The organism is Pseudarthrobacter sp. BRE9 (genome assembly GCF_031844305.1).
GTDB lineage: Bacteria > Actinomycetota > Actinomycetes > Actinomycetales > Micrococcaceae > Arthrobacter.
The window spans coordinates 88,993-105,060 of record NZ_JAUZUY010000010.1; the positions used below are offsets into that span (position 1 = coordinate 88,993).

A 16,068-nucleotide genomic window follows, 5' to 3' on the forward strand; every position below is an offset into this window, starting at 1 on the left:
CCGCCCTTGCCGTAACCCGCCCTGTTGGCCCGGGCCGCCGTCGGACGCCACGCCTGACCGCGGCACCAGCCCGGGCTCCCCCTGTTCCATACCGTTCCATCCTCGCGTTCAAAGGAAACCCATGCCGCACGCATTGCCCATCACCCGCCGTTCAGTCCTTGGCGCAGCAGCCCTTGCCGCTTCCGCGGTCCTGGCACTCACGGGCTGCGTTGCAGGGGAAGGCTCCTCCGGCAGCGCAGCCGCGGCCGGCAGCAGCAAGGGCGGCACCCTCAACATCGACTTCGCCACCTACAACCCGCTGAGCCTGGTCATCAAGAAGCAGGGGTGGCTTGAGGCAAGCCTCAAGGACCGCGGCGTGAGCGTGAACTGGGTCCAGTCCGCAGGGTCCAACAAGGCCAACGAGGCCCTGCGCTCCGGCGCCATCGATGTTGGTTCCACGGCCGGATCGGCGGCGCTGCTGGCCCGCGCCAACGGTTCGGAAATCAAAGCCATCGACATCTTCTCCCAGCCCGAGTGGGCAGCACTGGTGGCACCCGCCGGATCGGACATTACGTCCGTGGCCGACCTCAAGGGCAAGTCCGTGGCGGCCACCAAGGGTACGGATCCCTATTTCTTCCTGCTGCAGGCACTGGAGCAGGCGGGGCTGAAGCCCGGTGACGTGACGGTCCAGAACCTGCAGCATGCCGATGGCCGTACAGCCCTGGAAAACGGCTCGGTCCAGGCGTGGTCGGGGCTGGATCCGATCATGGCAGGCGCTGAGCAGAAGGGCGCCAAGCTCTTTTACCGCAACCTCGATTTCAACACCTACGGCTTCCTCAACGCCACGGAATCGTTCCTGAAGAACAAGCCTGAACTTGCCCAGGCCGTGGTGAATGCCTATGAAAAGGCCCGCGCCTGGGCAGCACAGAACCCGGACCAGACCGCCCAGATCCTGGCCGACGCCGCCGGGCTGGATCCCGCCGTGGCCAAGACCGTGGTCCTGGAGCGCAGCAACCTGGACGTCAACCCGGCACCGGGGGACGCCCAGCGCAAAGTCCTGGAGAAGATCGGGCCCACGTTCGTGGAAACCGGTGACGTCAAGACGCAGAAGCAGATTGACGACGCCGTAGCCTCCCTTCTCGACGACTCGCTGGTGAAGAAGGCTGACCCCTCGGCCATCAAGGCCTCCTGATGACCCGCGCAGGAGAGCCAGACCTCACCAGCGGCAGTGTTGCGGACGGGCGTGCTGCAGCCGCCCCCGCAACAACGGCAGACGCCGCCCAGGCGGGTGCCGTGCCGGCACCCGCTCCGGCAACGGGATGGTCTCCCGCCGGAGTCCGCTCCAGGAACTGGGCGCGTCTGCCCCTTGGCCTGATCCTCCCGGCTGCCCTGTTGGCTGCATGGCAGCTGGCCTCCTCCAACGGGCTGTTCACAGTGGTCCAGCTGCCCCCGCCGGCCATGGTGCTGGCTGCTGCCGGCGAACTCGTGGAACGCGGGGAACTGGGCACCCACATCGCCATCTCCACCCAGCGGGTCCTGATCGGGTTCCTGGTGGGCGGCGCCCTGGGCCTGGTCCTGGGGGCCGGCGTCGGGCTGTCAAAACTCACAGACGCCCTGCTGGCACCCACCATCGGCGCGCTGCGCGCCGTGCCGTCCCTGGCCTGGGTGCCGCTGCTGATCCTGTGGATGAAGATCGGCGAGGACTCAAAGGTAACGCTCATCATCATCGGCGCATTCTTCCCCGTGTTCACCACCGTGTCCCTGGCGCTGCGCCACGTGGACCGCAACCTGGTGGAAGCCGCGCGCGCGTTCGGGTTGAAAGGCGTCCGCCTGCTGACCACAGTGCAGCTGCCCGCCGTCGTTCCTTCAGTGTTCTCCGGGCTGCGCCTTGCGCTTGCCCAGGCCTGGCTGTTCCTGGTGGCGGCCGAACTGATCGCTTCCTCCATGGGCCTGGGCTTCCTGTTGATCGACTCGCAGAACAACGGCCGCACGGACCGGCTGCTGCTGGCCATCGTGATGCTGGCCGTCATTGGCAAAATTACCGACGCCCTGCTTGGCCTGGCCGAAAAATGGGCGGTGAAACGATGGGCCTGAGCACCACCGAAACCTTTGACCTGAACGCGGGTGTGCGCCCGGACAACGTCGCCTTTTGGGAGCAGCAGGCGCTGCGCCTTGACTGGGATACGCCCTGGCACACCGCGCACCGCTGGATCCCGGCGGACCCGGAGGCCGGCCGCGGCCCCGAGATCACCTGGTTCGAGGGCGGCAGGCTGAACGTGGCCGCCAACTGCGTGGACCGCCACGTCGCCGCCGGCCGCGGGCAGAAGGTGGCCCTCCACTTCGAGGGCGAGCCGGGCGACCGGAAGTCCATCACCTACGCCGAACTCCAGCGCGAAGTGTCCAAGGCAGCCAACGCGCTCGTGGCCCTGGGGATCACCAAGGGCGACCGCGTGGTCATCTACCTCCCGGTCATCCCCGAAACGGTCATCATCACCCTCGCGGTGGCCCGCGTCGGCGCCGTCCACTCGCTGGTGTTCGGCGGTTTCTCCGCGGAGGCCCTGAAGTTCCGGGTGGAGGACACCGGCGCGAAGCTCCTGGTCACCACGGACGGCCAGTTCCGCCGCGGCGTGGCCGTCCCGGTCAAGGACAACGCGGACGCCGCCGTGTCCGGTGACAACGCGATCGAGCACATCCTGGTGGTCAACCGCACCACCCCGGCCAGCGACCTGGCCGCCGTGCCCATGACGGAAGGCCGCGATGTGTGGTGGCACGAGGTCGTCGACAACGCCCCGGACGTCCACCGGCCCGAAGCGTTCGACGCCGAAACGCCGCTGTTCATCATGTACACCTCCGGCACCACCGGCAAGCCCAAGGGCCTGGTGCACACCTCCGGCGGCTACCTGACGCAGGCGTCGTGGAGCTTCGAGCACCTCTTCAGCAACCCGGATCCAACCCTGCGGGACCAGGACGTGCACTGGTGCACCGCGGACCTCGCCTGGGTCACGGCGCACACCTACGAGATCTATGGCCCGCTGTCCAACGGCGTCACCCAGGTGATCTTCGAGGGCACTCCCAACACCCCGCACCCGGGCCGGCACTTCGAGATCATCGAACGCTACGGCGTGACCCAGTACTACACCGCGCCCACGCTGGTCCGTTCCCTCATGGGCTGGTTCCCGGACGGCGTCCCGGACAGCTACGATCTCTCCTCCATCCGCCTGCTGGGCACGGTGGGCGAGGCCGTCAACCCCGAGGCCTGGCGCTGGCTGCGGGAGAACGTCGGCGCCGGCACCTCACCTGTCGTGGACACGTGGTGGCAGTCCGAGACCGGCGCCACCATCCTCTCCCCCGCCCCCACGGACACCAGCTTCAAGCCGGGTTGTGCCGCGCGCCCGCTGCCGGGGGTCAGCACCAGGATCGTGGACGACGGCGGCAATACGGTTGCGCCGGGCGTCCAGGGAAACATCGTGGTTGACTCCCCCGGGCCCGCCATTGCGCGCACCGTCTGGGGCAACCCGCGCCGCTACTTCGACTCCTACTGGAGCAAGTACGCAGACCAGGGCTGGTTCCTGGCCGGTGACGGTGCGAAGTACGATGCCGACGGCGACATCTGGATCCTGGGCCGGATGGACGACACCCTCAACGTCTCCGGCCACCTCCTCTCCACGATCGAGATCGAGTCCGCCCTGGTGTCCCACCCGGATGTGGTGGAAGCCGGCGTCTGTCCGGTCGCGGACCCGAAAACCGGCCACGCCGTGGTGTCCTTCGTCGTCCTCAAAGCAGGCGTCAAGGCCCGCCCTGCCGGCGATGTGGCCCAGGAGCTCCGGAACCACGTGGCCAAGGAGATCGGCCCCATCGCCAAGCCGCGCGACGTCGTCGTGGTCCCCGATGTTCCCAAGACGCGCAGCGGCAAGATCATGCGCCGGCTGCTCACCCAGCTGTTCGAAGGTACCGCGCTGGGCGATACCACCTCACTCCAGAACGAGCCGGCGATCGCCGGCATCCAGCACGTCCTGCACCAGCGGACCCTAGCAAAGGAAAACTCATGACCGGGATCAGCAACGTCGCCCGACTCTCCGAACCGCTTAAATTCGCCTACTGGGTCCCGAACGTCTCCGGCGGCCTGGTGGTGTCCACCATCGAACAGCGCACCGGCTGGGACTTCGACTACAACAAGAAGCTCGCCCGGATCGCCGAGGACTCAGGCTTCGAGTATGCCCTGACCCAGACGCGCTACGCCGCGTCCTACGGGGCGGACAAGCAGCACGAGGCCACCTCGTTCAGCCTTGCCCTGCTGGCGGCCACGGAGCGCCTCAAGGTGATCTCCGCGGTCCACCCCGGCATGTGGCACCCGGGAGTGCTGGCGAAGTACATCATCACCGCGGACCACATCTCCAACGGCCGCGCCGCCGTGAACATCGTCTCCGGTTGGCTGAAGGCCGAGTTCACCAACTTCGGCCTGGAATGGCTGGAGCACGACGAGCGCTACGTCCGCACCGAGGAATTCATCAACGTCCTGCGCGGGCTGTGGACCGAAACCGAGTACAGCCAGTCCGGCAAGTACTACAACATCACCGACTTCACCCTGAACCCGGCACCGGTTGACGTCCCGGGCCGCGCCCACCCCGAGATCTTCTTCGGCGGAAACTCGACGGCGGCCCAGGCCACCGCGGGCCGGGTGGCCGACTGGTACTTCTCCAACGGCAAGGACCTGGAAGGCTTCAAGGAAAACATCGCCGGCGTGGTGGCCGCCGCAGGCGAAACCCGGCGCGGCACCGAGGGCCGGCTGGCAGCGCCGAAGTTTGGCCTGAACGGCTTCGTTATTGCCCGCGATTCCGAGAAGGAGGCGCGGGACACCCTGCGCGAGATCGTCGAAAAGGCGCACAAGCCGGCCGTCCAGGGCTTCCGGGACGCCGTGCAGGAAGCCGGGCCCTCCACCAAGGACGGCAAGGGCATGTGGGCGGATTCCACGTTCGAGGACCTGGTGCAGTACAACGACGGCTTCAAGACCCAGTTGATCGGCACCCCGGAGCAGATCGCCGAGCGCATCGTCGAGTACAAGAAGATCGGCGTAAACCTGTTCCTGACCGGCTACCTGCACTTCCAGGAGGAGGTGGCGGCGTTCGGCCAGGACATCCTGCCGATCGTGCGCGAACTGGAGGCGGACCTGGCCCGGAAGAACGGCACGGAGCTCGACCTCTCCAGGACCCCGGTTGCCGCCGAGGCGGTGGCTGTCTGATGGCCGACCGCACTTTCGGTTTCCGCACCCGCGCCCTGCACGCCGGCGGCACCCCCGACGCCGAACACGGCGCCCGCGCCGTCCCCATCTACCAGACCACGTCCTTCGTCTTCAAGGACACCAACGACGCTGCCAACCTGTTCGCCCTGCAGAAGTACGGCAACATCTACTCCCGCATCGGCAACCCCACGGTCGCGGCCTTCGAGGAGCGCATCGCGTCCCTTGAGGGCGGCATCGGCGCGGTGGCTACGTCGTCGGGCATGGCTGCCGAGTTCATCACCTTCGCCGCACTGACCCAGGCGGGAGACCACATCGTGGCAGCCTCCCAGCTCTACGGCGGCACAGTGACGCAGCTGGACGTGACCCTGCGCCGGTTCGGTGTGGACACCACGTTCGTCCCCGGCACCGACCCCGCTGACTACGCCGCGGCGGTCCGGGAGAACACGAAGGCGATCTTCGTGGAGGTGGTGGCCAACCCGTCGTCGGAGGTCCAGGACCTGGCGGCGCTGGCGAAGGTGGCGCACGACGCCGGAATCCCCCTGGTGGTCGACGCCACCTTGAGCACGCCGTACCTCGTGCGCCCGATCGAGCACGGCGCCGACATCGTGATCCACTCGGCCACAAAGTTCCTGGGCGGCCACGGCACCACCCTTGGCGGTGTGGTGGTGGAAAGCGGCCGGTTCGACTGGGGCAACGGCAAGTTCCCCACGATGACCGAGCCGGTGGCTTCCTACGGCAATGTCTCGTGGTGGGGCAACTTCGGCGAATATGGCTTCCTGACCAAGCTCCGCAGTGAACAGCTGCGGGACATTGGCCCGGCTCTTTCGCCGCAGTCGGCATTCCAGCTCCTTCAAGGAGTGGAAACCCTGCCCCAGCGGCTTGACGAGCACCTGAAGAACGCGCACGCCGTGGCCGAATGGCTGGAAAACGATGACCGGGTGGCGTACGTGAACTATTCAGGACTGCCCTCGCACCCGCACTTCGAACGGGCGCGGAAGTACCTGCCGCTGGGCCCCGGATCCGTCTTCTCCTTTGGGGTCAAGGGCGGGCGGGCCGCCGGCCAGAAGTTCATCGAGTCGCTGCAGCTGGCCTCGCACCTGGCAAACGTGGGTGACTCCCGGACCCTGGTGATCCATCCGGGCTCCACCACACACCAGCAGCTGAGCCCTGCCCAGCTCGAATCGGCAGGCGTGCCGGAAGACCTGGTCCGCATATCGGTGGGCCTTGAGGACATCGAGGACATCCTGTGGGACCTCGACCAGGCGCTGACCGAGGCGTCGAGCGTTGCGGCAGGGGCCGAACCAGACATTGAAGAACCTGCCGACGCCTGCACGATCGGAGCAAACGCATGAGCACCGCCGAACGTACCTGGTCCGGCCCGTCAGCACCGGAACGGCTGGCCCTGCTCCGGCAGGCGAAGTCGATTGCCATTGTTGGAGCTTCGGACAAACCGTCGCGGGCCAGCTACTTTGTGGCCACCTACCTGCTGTCCTCCACCCGGTACAAGGTGTACTTCGTCAACCCGGTGGTCAAGGAAATCCTGGGCCAGCCCACCTACGCCTCGCTGGCGGACCTGCCGGAAAGCCCCGACATCGTGGACGTGTTCCGCAAGCATGATGATCTTCCGGGCGTCCTGGACGAAGCAGTGGCCGCGGGCGCCAAGACGCTCTGGCTGCAGTTGGGGTCCTGGCATGAGGGCGTGGCCGCAGGCGCGGAAGCTGCCGGGCTCAATGTGGTGATGGACCGCTGCGTGAAGATCGAGCACGCCCGTTTCCACGGCGGCCTCCACCTGGCCGGGTTCGACACCGGGGTGATTTCCTCCAAACGGCAAGTCCTGTCCTGACTGTTTCCGCCTGCTCCGCCCGACGCTCCAGCCTTACCCGTTCCGGCCGGGCACTTCCCTGAACCTGTAGGGGCGACGTGCATCCCCGGACCAAGGCAGGCCGGCGGGCTGGTGTACCCGGACAGGCCCGCAGTTGCTCCATGGCACTGTTTCCGGGAGCCCTGCTTACCCTCGAGTAACTACCGCTGCCTGAACCGCCACGGCGCCCGGGAGACGGGCCGTGGCCGGGTCCGGCGTGCGCAGCCGACCGGGCGGAAAGACAAAAGAGCCGGTCTGGAACATGATGGGGGACAGGTTCCAGACCGGCACTTCATAGGGGTAATCGCTGGGCACCCCCACAGGGTTACGCGTTTTCAAAAACTTTTTTGGAAACGCCTTTCAGCGGCAATCAGCGGGCAACAGTCCTGGTCCACCGGGGCGGCGTCGACTGCCGGCGGGGTGCCTTCGCCAGCGCGAAGGAGTGCAGCCGGGCGGGCACGCGCTCGTCGCCGCAAACAGGTACGACGGCGGAGGGCGGCTCTGCTGGAAGGGCGGCGGCAGGGGCAACGGGCACGGCTGCGGGACGGGCTGCGGCCCCGGCGGGACAGAGGTCGGTGACCAGGCCGGTGCCGGCGCATTCACGCACTGCAGCGATTCCGGCCGCGAGGGCCTGCTTGTCCTGGTACGGCCCGGAGACCGCCACAACAGCGCCATCCGGGGCCAGGAGCCGGAACCGGAAGAACGAATCAGCGTCTATGAATGCTTCGAATTTTCCGGCCATGACGGTCCTTCCTTGGGCACCAGGGGGTACTACCGAGTTTCACCGGTGCGCCTGCAGCCCCACAAGGCCACCCGCGTTAAGCCTGTGTAAATTGCTTTCCACCCTGGGCAGGAACAGCCCATGACGCACAAACGGCAGGCCACCTGCAAAGGTGGCCTGCCGTCGTCGTAATTCTGCCCTGGGTGGGCGTGTCAGTCGTTGATGAGGTCGTTCACCACGATGGTCTGGTCCCGGTCCGGGCCCACGCCAATGGCGGAGAAGCGGGTTCCGGAGAGCTTCTCCAGCGCCAGCACGTAGTTCCGGGCGTTCTCGGGCAGGTCCGCCAGAGTGCGGGCGCCGGTGATGTCCTCGGTCCAGCCCTCAAAGTACTCGAAGATGGGCTTGGCATGGTGGAACTCGGTCTGCGTCATGGGCATCTCATCGTGCCGGACACCGTCCACGTCGTAAGCCACGCAGACGGGGATCTGCTCGATGCCGGTGAGCACGTCGAGCTTGGTGACGAAGTAGTCCGTGAAGCCGTTGACGCGGGACGCGTGGCGGGCCAGCACGGCGTCGTACCAGCCGCAGCGGCGCGGGCGGCCGGTGTTGACGCCAAATTCGCCGCCGGTCTTCTGCAGGTAGACGCCCATTTCGTCGAAGAGTTCGGTGGGGAACGGTCCGGCGCCAACGCGGGTGGTGTAGGCCTTGATGATGCCGATCGAGCGCGAAATGCGGGTGGGGCCGATGCCGGAGCCAACGGACGCACCACCGGCCGTGGGGTTGGAGGAGGTCACGAACGGGTAGGTGCCATGGTCCACGTCCAGGAACGTCGCCTGGCCACCTTCCATCAGGACCACCTTGCCCTCATCCAGCGCGGTGTTCAGGACCAGGGTGCTGTCGATCACCAGCGGGCGCAGCCGCTCGGCGAAGGACAGGAAGTACTCCACGATCTCGTCCACCACAACACTGCGGCGGTTGTAGACCTTGACCAGGAGTTCGTTCTTCTGGCGCAGCGAGCCTTCAACCTTCTGGCGGAGGATCGATTCGTCAAAGACGTCCTGGACGCGGATGCCCAGCCGGGCCACCTTGTCCATGTAGGCGGGGCCAATGCCGCGGCCGGTGGTGCCGATGGCGCGGCTGCCCAGGAAGCGTTCGGTCACTTTGTCCAGCACCTGGTGGTACGGGGCCACCAGGTGGGCGTTGGCGGAAACCCGCAGCTTTGAGGTGTCGGCGCCGCGGGCCTGGAGCCCGTCGATTTCCTGGAAGAGGGCCTCGAGGTTCACCACGCAGCCGTTGCCGATGATGGGAACAGCGTTGGGGCTGAGAATGCCTGCCGGCAGCAGCTTGAGTTCGTACTTTTCACCGCCTACGACGACGGTGTGCCCGGCGTTGTTGCCGCCGTTGGGCTTGACGACGTAGTCAACACGGCCGCCGAGCAGGTCGGTGGCCTTGCCTTTTCCTTCGTCGCCCCACTGGGCTCCTACGATCACAATTGCTGGCATGGGATCCTCCCCCATTCGTTCGGGCTGCCCGGGTCCTGCCACTGGTGGCGGGCCGTGCAGCGCCGTTCATGAGAATGCCCCGAATCGACCGGTCTTCGCTGGTCCGCGGGGCGGCACGGCGAAGCAAGAGTTCCGGGGCTCTTACCACCCAAGTTTAGCCGATGAGGCACTTTGTCCACTGTTGGGGCCCGCCGCGGTCCTGATGCAATGCAGACGGCCGACCTGCCATCCCATGCCGACATAAAGCGGCACAGATTTGCACGGCTCCACGCACGTCGATTTAGGTGAGAGTGAACCATCCGGAGCGGCCGAGAGACCTGGCTCGATGACGCCGCAGCAACCACGGTTCGGCAGGACACCTGCCGGCCGAAGGTGCTACTGCCAGGACCGATGGAAAGGAAGATTCCAGCATGTCCCTGAACACCGACCACATCCGCGTGACCCACGCCGGCTCATTGCCCCGAACCGCGGAGCTCATAGCAGCCAACGCCGCCAAGGAAGCCGGCGGCGTCACCCCGGAATTCCTGGAACTCCTCGAAGCTTCCGTGGTGGACGTGGTGCAGCGCCAGAAGGACCTTGGCATCGACATCCCCAATGACGGCGAGTACGGGCACACGATGTCCAGCTCGGTGGATTACGGCGCGTGGTGGAATTACTCCTTCGCCCGGCTGGGGGGATTGGAGCCCACCAGCGTGGACCGCTGGGCCGAGGCCGGGGTCCGCCGGTCATCGCCCGGCAACGTGGTCCTGACCTCCTTCCCGGACCGGCGGGACCGGCAGGCCTTCAACGAGGCCTACAACGATCCCGCCTCGGGCATCCTCACCCACCGCAAAAGCGTGGCCCAGCCCAAGATCGCCGGGCCGCTGACCTACACGGGCCACGACCTGGTGGCATCGGACATCAGGAACCTGAAATCCGGCCTCGCCGCCGCAGGCCTGTCGGACGGCTTCGTAGCGTCCCTGTCCCCTGGCTCATGCGCCCGGGTGGCCAATGAGTATTACACGTCGGACGAGGAACTTGTCTACGCCTGCGCCGACGTCATGCGGGAGGAATACAAGGCGATCATCGACGCCGGCCTCACAGTGCAGCTCGATGATCCGTCCCTGGCCGAAAGCTGGGACCAGATCAACCCCGAGCCGTCCCTGGCGGACTACCTGAAGTTCATCCAGCTGCGCGTGGAGGCCACCAACTGGGCCCTCCGGGACCTGCCGCAGGAACAGATCCGACTCCACGTCTGCTGGGGTTCCTGGCACGGCCCGCACACCACGGACATACCGTTCGCCGACATCATCGACTCGGTGCTCCAGGTCAACGCCGGAGCCTATTCCTTCGAGGCGGCGAATGTCCGGCACGAACACGAATGGCGGGTATGGGAGGACACCAAGCTCCCGGAGGGCAAGGTGATCATCCCGGGCGTGGTTTCGCATGCCACCAACGTGGTGGAGCACCCGGACCTGGTGGCGGACCGCATTGTCCGCTTTGCCGGCGTCGTGGGCCGGGAGAACGTCATCGCCTCCACTGACTGCGGCCTGGGCGGCAGGGTGCACCCGCAGATCGCCTGGGCCAAGCTGGAGTCGCTCGGTGAGGGTGCGCACCGCGCCTCCAAGCGCCTCTGGTAACCGCCCTCATTTCTGTCGAAACGAGACGCCGGTCCCGGCCCCATTTTTATTGGGTCCCGGGGACCGGCGTTTCGTTTCCCCGGGCTTGGTAAACTGGCAAAGGCCGACCAGGAATCGGCCCACCCCAACTAACCACCGTTGATGATCCGCGCCGCCGTGCGCCCATTTTCACCGATGGAAGCAATATCAATCCCCGCAGGAGAACCAGCACTTCATGACAGCCCTGGCACCCGAAACATTCCACGAACAGCTCATGAGCCGCCGCTACGAACCCAGCGTTGCCGCCGTCAACGAACTGTGCGATTCCCTGCAGGAGGCCAAGTCCGGAACCGTGGTGCCCTACGTGGACCCCATGCACGACGTGGAGGAGACCCGCATCATCAGCCTGTACTCCAACATTGGTGAAGCGGATCCGTCCGGGTTCATCACGGCCGGGGACCAGGATGCCGCCACCCGCATGCTGGGGATCCAGTGGAAGCTGGGCCTGCGCCCCGAGTTCGTCATGCCGTGGAACGTCCACCCCTGGCACGTCCCAGGCGTTGCCAACGGCAAGTTCACTCCGGACCAGATCCAGGCAGGCCTTAAGCCGCTGCTGAAATTCCTGGCCCTCGTCCCCCGCGCTTCGGTGATCGTGGCGCACGGCACCGAAGCCAACCGCCTGGCCAACCTGCTGCTGAAGACCGAGGTGCCCCTGCTGTGGCGCCGTGGCCTGAAGACCTACAAGGTCCGCTCCCTGAGCGGCCGCGCTTTCGCCGGTTCCCCGGCCCGCCAGGAAGAGTACCTGGAGGACATGCGCGCCGCATATGCAGACGCCATGGCCCGCACAGGCATCGCGAACAAGGCATAGCAACCGCTTTAAACAGGCGACGGCGGGCGGTGACTTCCAATTCGAAAGTCACCGCCCGCCGTCGGCCGTTTTAAGCCTGGGGGCTTCTACTTGCCCTCAATGGCTGCCTTCGCTGCGGGGTCGGAGTCGTTCAGGAACTTCTCGATCCGCTCCGGCTCGTCCGCCTCACCGATGGCCGAGGACGCCCTGCCCAGGGAGTAGAGCGCCCGCAGGAATCCGCGGTTCGGCTCATGCTCCCAGGGGATGGGTCCCACGCCGCGCCAGCCGTTGCGCCGCAGCGCGTCCAGTCCGCGGTGATAACCCACCCGGGCGTAGGCGTAGGAGTCGATGGTGCGTCCCTCCGTCCACGCCTCCTCGGCCAGGATGGCCCACAAGAGCGAGGACGTGGGGTGCTTAGCCACCAGGTCCAGGGCTTCGTGGCCGGCCTCCAGCTGCCCGTTCACCTCGGTTTCGGCAGGCAGGAGCGTGGGCTCCGGCCCCATCAGGTTCCTGCGGAACTCGTCCGACATCTAGAAGGTCTTTCCGGCCGAACCGAGCTGCTTGGTGGCTTCCACCACGCGGGCTGCCAGGCCGGCTTCGGCGGAGGCGCCCCAGACGCGGGGGTCGTAGGTCTTCTTGTTGCCCACTTCGCCGTCCACTTTCAGGACGCCGTCGTAGTTCCTGAACATGTGGTCCGCCACGGGACGCGTGTAGGCGTACTGGGTGTCGGTGTCGATGTTCATCTTGATGGTGCCGTAGGAGACGGCGTCCGCGATCTCCTGGTCCGAGGAGCCCGATCCGCCGTGGAACACGAGGTCGAACGGGTTCTCCTTGCCGATCTTGGCGCCGACCTGGGCCTGGATGTCCTTGAGGATCTCCGGGCGGAGCTTGACGCCGCCGGGCTTGTAGACGCCGTGCACGTTGCCGAAGGTCAGGGCCGTGATGTAGCGGCCGTTCTCGCCGGAGCCGAGGGCGTCGATGGTGGCCAGGGCATCCTCCACTGTGGTGTACAGCTTGTCGTTGATGGCGTTCTCAACGCCGTCTTCCTCGCCGCCGACGGTGCCGATTTCAACTTCGAGGATCATCTTGGCGGCAGCAGTGCGGGCCAGCAGTTCGCGTGCGATGCGCAGGTTCTCCTGCAGGGTCTCTGCCGATCCGTCCCACATGTGGGAGTTGAACAGCGGGTTGCGGCCGGCCTTGACCTCAGCTTCGGAAGCTTCCAGCAGGGGCAGGACGAAGCCGTCCAGCTTGTCCTTGGGGCAGTGGTCCGTGTGCAGGGCGACGTTGACGCCGTAGTTCTTGGCGACTTCGCGGGCGAAGGCTGCGAAGCCCAGGGAACCGGCAACCATGTCCTTGGTGGATGCGCCGGACCAGTAGGCGGCGCCGCCGGTGGAAACCTGGACGATGCCGTCGGACTCCGCCTCGGCGAAACCGCGGAGCGCTGCGTTGAGCGTCTGCGAGGACGTGACGTTCACGGCCGGGTATGCGAAGCCGCCCGCCTTCGCGCGGTCGATCATTTCGGAGTAGATCTCTGGGGTTGCAATGGGCATGCTGGCTCCTCTGCTGAGTTTCGTCTGTGGGTGGAAGACCCTCAAGTAGACCGCTTACGGCTAGGCACCATCCTAGCCATTCCGGGACGCCGAGGGTGTTTCGGGTCACCGCCCGGTAACACTCAGACGTGCTGGTTGAAGACGTGGCGGCGGATCCAGGCGTGCATGGCGATGGCGGCTGCGGAGGCGGCGTTGATGGACCGGGTGGAGCCGAACTGCTCGATGGACAAGGTGGCGACGGCTGCCTGGTGGACTTCCGGGGTCAGCCCAGGGCCTTCCTGCCCGAAAACCAGCACGCAATCGCGCGGCAGTTCGTACGTCTCCAGGGGAACCGAATCCGGGAAGATGTCGATCCCGATGATCGCCAGCCCCTCCCCCTTGGCCCACTGGACGAAGTCCTCGATGGTGGGGTGGTGGCGGACGTGCTGGTAGCGGTCGGTGACCATGGCACCGCGCCGGTTCCACCGCCGCCGGCCGATAATGTGCACCTCTTTGGCAAGGAATGCGTTGGCGGTGCGCACCACCGTGCCGATGTTCAGGTCGTGCTGCCAGTTCTCAATGGCGACGTGGAAGTTATGGCGCCGGGAGTCCAGTTCCGCCACGATCGCCTCGTGCTTCCAGTAGCGGTATTTGTCCAGGACGTTGCGGCGGTCGCCGTCCGCAAGCAGGTCGGGATCCCAGTGGTCGCCTTGGGGCAGTTTCCCTTCCCAGGGCCCGACGCCGACCTCCGCCTTTGCGGATTCGGCCTCCCCGGGCTCGTGGCGGGGTTCCTCTGGCAGGCCGGGCGTTTGGTTCACCCCTCAACACTAGACTGGACCACTGGAGCATTCATCACCGGTGGAGGTAGACGTGGCAGAAGAAGACCAGGTAGCAGGAAACGCCGCGGTCTACCGCAGTGGCCAGGAGATTGAGTGCTGGCTGACGGACATGGACGGCGTCCTGGTCCATGAGAACCAGCCGATCCCCGGCGCTGCGGAACTGATCCAGCGGTGGGTGGACACATCCAAGCGCTTCCTGGTGCTGACCAACAACTCCATCTTCACCCCGCGTGATCTTGCCGCCCGCCTTCGCTCCTCCGGCCTCGAGATTCCGGAGGAGAATATCTGGACCTCGGCCCTGGCCACGGCCCAGTTCCTCAAGGACCAGGTGTCAGCAGGCGGCTCGGAGTCCGGCAACCGCGCCTACACCATCGGCGAGGCAGGGCTGACGACGGCGCTGCACGAGGCCGGCTTCATCCTCACGGACCAGAACCCGGACTTTGTGGTGCTCGGCGAGACGCGCACGTACTCCTTTGAGGCGATCACCGCGGCCATCCGCCTGATCCTCGCCGGGGCCCGCTTCATCGCCACCAACCCGGACGCCACCGGCCCGTCCAAGGACGGGCCCATGCCGGCCACCGGAGCCATCGCCGCCCTGATCACCAAAGCCACGGGCCGCGAGCCATACATTGTGGGCAAGCCGAATCCCATGATGTTCCGATCTGCGATGAACCAGATCGACGCACATTCCGAGACGACCGCCATGATCGGCGACCGGATGGATACGGACATCATCGCCGGCATGGAGGCCGGCCTGCACACCGTCCTGGTCCTCAGCGGCATCACGCACAAGGACGACATTGCGGCGTATCCGTTCCGGCCCAACCAGGTGCTGAACTCCGTGGCGGACCTGAAAAACCAGATCTAGAAGATACTCACCCGGGAACCGCCCCGGGGCAGGGGGAAGAAGCCGTCCAGCAGTTCCGTCACCAGCGGCCGGTAGATCTGTGGATTCCAGCCGGGGCTGGCGTGGGCCGGCGCCGCACCGGTGGTCTGCAGGTTGCTTGAGACCATGTTGTCCTTGAAGACCACCGCCCAGGTTTCCGCTGCGGTTTCGTAGTCGACGGTCCTGTCCTTGGGGTTGCCGAGATAGGCCATCTTGGCCGTCCCCAGCTTCCCGGCGAACTGGCTGCCCTCGAAGTGGTAGATATACGCGGATTCGGTCTGGACCAGCACGTTTGAGGGGGCGATCGGGGACAGCTGCTCCATCGTCTGGTCGAGGATCTGGCGCCAGCTCCGTTCGTCTTTGTGAATGATCCGCTCCCCCAGCTCATACCCGCCGCGCAGCGTGGACGGGAACCTGACCCCGCGCTCGTAAAGGAACACCACGCCGTCGAACCAGCTCTGGTCCAGGACGTCGTGGGCGCTGTAGGGGCTGGAGTCCAGGAGGATGAACTGCACCTGGACCTCATGCAGGGCAAGGAGCCGGGCGGCGACCTGGGTGGCGAGCATCCCGCCGAAGCTGTGGCCGTAGAAGAACAGCTTGGTGATTTTCTCTGCGGCGATGTAGTCGGTGATCGCGTTGACCACCTCTGTGATGTTCAGCCCAAGGTTGGAATACCCGACGGCGGCGAGCCGGGCGCGCTTGTTCAGCGCCCCACGCATGGTGTTCAGGATCCATTGGGCCTCTTCCCAGCTGGTTTTGTACCCCGGGAACAGGAACCAGCTGGCATCCGGGTAGTAGGCGTCGGCGAAGTCGTCGGCAACGCCCAGGATCCTGGTGGTCCGTCGCTGCGACTGCACCTCGCGGGTCACCAGCATGTCTGCAGCGAGCAGGCCGGATGCCCCGGCCCCGGCCAGGAACGTGCGGCGCGAAAAGCGTTTGAGGGCAGCCGCCTCCGCCAGCAGCCGGGCACCCGATACGCCATGCCGGCCCTGCGGATTGACCTCCCCCTCATACGGCACACTCCTACCGTAAGCCCACCCAAACGTGCCGCCGCAACGGGCGGGTGT

15 protein-coding genes and 1 riboswitch are annotated in these 16,068 nt (G+C 66.2%); of the genes, 9 read left to right on the top strand and 6 right to left on the bottom strand.

All coding sequences use genetic code 11. The annotated features are described in order from the left end of the window. Positions 1-121: 121 nt before the first annotated feature. Genes Q9R31_RS16900 through Q9R31_RS16925 form a run of 6 tightly spaced genes read left to right on the top strand, consistent with a single transcriptional unit; the run spans position 122 to position 7,061 of the window. Entirely contained in the window at positions 122-1,171 is a 1,050-nt protein-coding gene (locus Q9R31_RS16900; RefSeq protein WP_311263862.1) for an aliphatic sulfonate ABC transporter substrate-binding protein, read from the top strand. After that, complete coding sequence (locus tag Q9R31_RS16905; protein WP_311263863.1) at positions 1,171-2,073, top strand: ABC transporter permease; 903 nt, start codon at positions 1,171-1,173, stop codon at positions 2,071-2,073. The genes Q9R31_RS16900 and Q9R31_RS16905 overlap by 1 nt, the downstream gene beginning before the upstream one ends. Further along, positions 2,049-4,028, top strand: a complete 1,980-nt coding sequence (gene acs / locus Q9R31_RS16910; RefSeq protein WP_397428267.1) for an acetate--CoA ligase — start codon at positions 2,049-2,051, stop codon at positions 4,026-4,028. Before Q9R31_RS16905 ends, acs begins: the two co-directional genes overlap by 25 nt. Further along, complete coding sequence (gene sfnG, locus Q9R31_RS16915; protein WP_311263864.1) at positions 4,025-5,218, top strand: dimethylsulfone monooxygenase SfnG; 1,194 nt, start codon at positions 4,025-4,027, stop codon at positions 5,216-5,218. Before acs ends, sfnG begins: the two co-directional genes overlap by 4 nt. Further along, positions 5,218-6,570, top strand: coding sequence for an O-acetylhomoserine aminocarboxypropyltransferase/cysteine synthase family protein (locus tag Q9R31_RS16920; protein WP_311263865.1), 1,353 nt, complete (start codon positions 5,218-5,220; stop codon positions 6,568-6,570). Before sfnG ends, Q9R31_RS16920 begins: the two co-directional genes overlap by 1 nt. After that, positions 6,567-7,061, top strand: a complete 495-nt coding sequence (locus tag Q9R31_RS16925) for a CoA-binding protein (RefSeq protein WP_311263866.1) — start codon at positions 6,567-6,569, stop codon at positions 7,059-7,061. Before Q9R31_RS16920 ends, Q9R31_RS16925 begins: the two co-directional genes overlap by 4 nt. Positions 7,062-7,449: 388 nt before the next feature. Here Q9R31_RS16925 and Q9R31_RS16930 read toward each other — a convergent pair whose 3' ends face one another. Then, positions 7,450-7,821 carry a YegP family protein gene (locus Q9R31_RS16930; RefSeq protein ID WP_311263867.1) on the bottom strand — a complete coding sequence of 124 codons (372 nt, stop codon included), beginning with the start codon at positions 7,819-7,821 and terminating at the stop codon, positions 7,450-7,452. Between the two features lie 191 nt (positions 7,822-8,012). Further along, positions 8,013-9,302, bottom strand: coding sequence for an adenylosuccinate synthase (locus Q9R31_RS16935; RefSeq protein ID WP_311263868.1), 1,290 nt, complete (start codon positions 9,300-9,302; stop codon positions 8,013-8,015). Positions 9,303-9,594: 292 nt separating this feature from the next. After that, positions 9,595-9,699, top strand: a riboswitch (SAM riboswitch). A 13-nt stretch (positions 9,700-9,712) separates the two neighbouring features. On the opposite strand from Q9R31_RS16935, the gene Q9R31_RS16940 reads away from it, so the two are divergent. Together Q9R31_RS16940 and Q9R31_RS16945 are read left to right on the top strand one after the other, a co-directional pair. Next, complete coding sequence (locus tag Q9R31_RS16940) at positions 9,713-10,921, top strand: cobalamin-independent methionine synthase II family protein (RefSeq protein WP_311263869.1); 1,209 nt, start codon at positions 9,713-9,715, stop codon at positions 10,919-10,921. A 214-nt stretch (positions 10,922-11,135) separates the two neighbouring features. After that, on the top strand, positions 11,136-11,768 hold the full coding sequence (locus Q9R31_RS16945; RefSeq protein WP_311263870.1) for a uracil-DNA glycosylase: 633 nt from the start codon (positions 11,136-11,138) through the stop codon (positions 11,766-11,768). Between the two features lie 86 nt (positions 11,769-11,854). Here Q9R31_RS16945 and Q9R31_RS16950 read toward each other — a convergent pair whose 3' ends face one another. The 3 genes from Q9R31_RS16950 to Q9R31_RS16960 all read right to left on the bottom strand — a co-directional run bounded on the left by Q9R31_RS16950 (position 11,855) and on the right by Q9R31_RS16960 (position 14,094). Then, positions 11,855-12,277, bottom strand: a complete 423-nt coding sequence (locus Q9R31_RS16950; protein ID WP_311263871.1) for a DUF3151 domain-containing protein — start codon at positions 12,275-12,277, stop codon at positions 11,855-11,857. Then, a complete protein-coding gene (gene fbaA / locus Q9R31_RS16955) occupies positions 12,278-13,297 on the bottom strand; it encodes a class II fructose-bisphosphate aldolase (RefSeq protein ID WP_311263872.1) in 1,020 nt (339 codons plus the stop codon). 122 nt (positions 13,298-13,419) lie between these two features. After that, positions 13,420-14,094 (bottom strand): TrmH family RNA methyltransferase, encoded by a 675-nt coding sequence (locus Q9R31_RS16960; protein WP_311263873.1) that lies wholly within the window; start codon positions 14,092-14,094, stop codon positions 13,420-13,422. 40 nt (positions 14,095-14,134) lie between these two features. Between Q9R31_RS16960 and Q9R31_RS16965 the strand changes: the two genes are divergently transcribed. Further along, positions 14,135-14,983, top strand: a complete 849-nt coding sequence (locus tag Q9R31_RS16965; protein WP_397428268.1) for an HAD-IIA family hydrolase — start codon at positions 14,135-14,137, stop codon at positions 14,981-14,983. Here the strand turns inward: Q9R31_RS16965 and Q9R31_RS16970 are convergent. Then, a complete protein-coding gene (locus Q9R31_RS16970) occupies positions 14,980-16,020 on the bottom strand; it encodes an alpha/beta hydrolase (RefSeq protein ID WP_311263875.1) in 1,041 nt (346 codons plus the stop codon). The genes Q9R31_RS16965 and Q9R31_RS16970 overlap by 4 nt on opposite strands. Positions 16,021-16,068 lie beyond the last annotated feature (48 nt).

What these genes read in the sequence shown, in the direction of transcription:
- Q9R31_RS16900 (WP_311263862.1), top strand. Translation starts at nt 122, where the DNA reads ATGCCGCACGCATTGCCCATCACCCGCCGTTCAGTCCTTGGCGCAGCA.
- Q9R31_RS16905 (WP_311263863.1), top strand. Translation starts at nt 1,171, where the DNA reads ATGACCCGCGCAGGAGAGCCAGACCTCACCAGCGGCAGTGTTGCGGAC.
- acs (WP_397428267.1), top strand. Translation starts at nt 2,049, where the DNA reads ATGGGCGGTGAAACGATGGGCCTGAGCACCACCGAAACCTTTGACCTG.
- sfnG (WP_311263864.1), top strand. Translation starts at nt 4,025, where the DNA reads ATGACCGGGATCAGCAACGTCGCCCGACTCTCCGAACCGCTTAAATTC.
- Q9R31_RS16920 (WP_311263865.1), top strand. Translation starts at nt 5,218, where the DNA reads ATGGCCGACCGCACTTTCGGTTTCCGCACCCGCGCCCTGCACGCCGGC.
- Q9R31_RS16925 (WP_311263866.1), top strand. Translation starts at nt 6,567, where the DNA reads ATGAGCACCGCCGAACGTACCTGGTCCGGCCCGTCAGCACCGGAACGG.
- Q9R31_RS16930 (WP_311263867.1), bottom strand. Translation starts at nt 7,821, where the DNA reads ATGGCCGGAAAATTCGAAGCATTCATAGACGCTGATTCGTTCTTCCGG.
- Q9R31_RS16935 (WP_311263868.1), bottom strand. Translation starts at nt 9,302, where the DNA reads ATGCCAGCAATTGTGATCGTAGGAGCCCAGTGGGGCGACGAAGGAAAA.
- Q9R31_RS16940 (WP_311263869.1), top strand. Translation starts at nt 9,713, where the DNA reads ATGTCCCTGAACACCGACCACATCCGCGTGACCCACGCCGGCTCATTG.
- Q9R31_RS16945 (WP_311263870.1), top strand. Translation starts at nt 11,136, where the DNA reads ATGACAGCCCTGGCACCCGAAACATTCCACGAACAGCTCATGAGCCGC.
- Q9R31_RS16950 (WP_311263871.1), bottom strand. Translation starts at nt 12,277, where the DNA reads ATGTCGGACGAGTTCCGCAGGAACCTGATGGGGCCGGAGCCCACGCTC.
- fbaA (WP_311263872.1), bottom strand. Translation starts at nt 13,297, where the DNA reads ATGCCCATTGCAACCCCAGAGATCTACTCCGAAATGATCGACCGCGCG.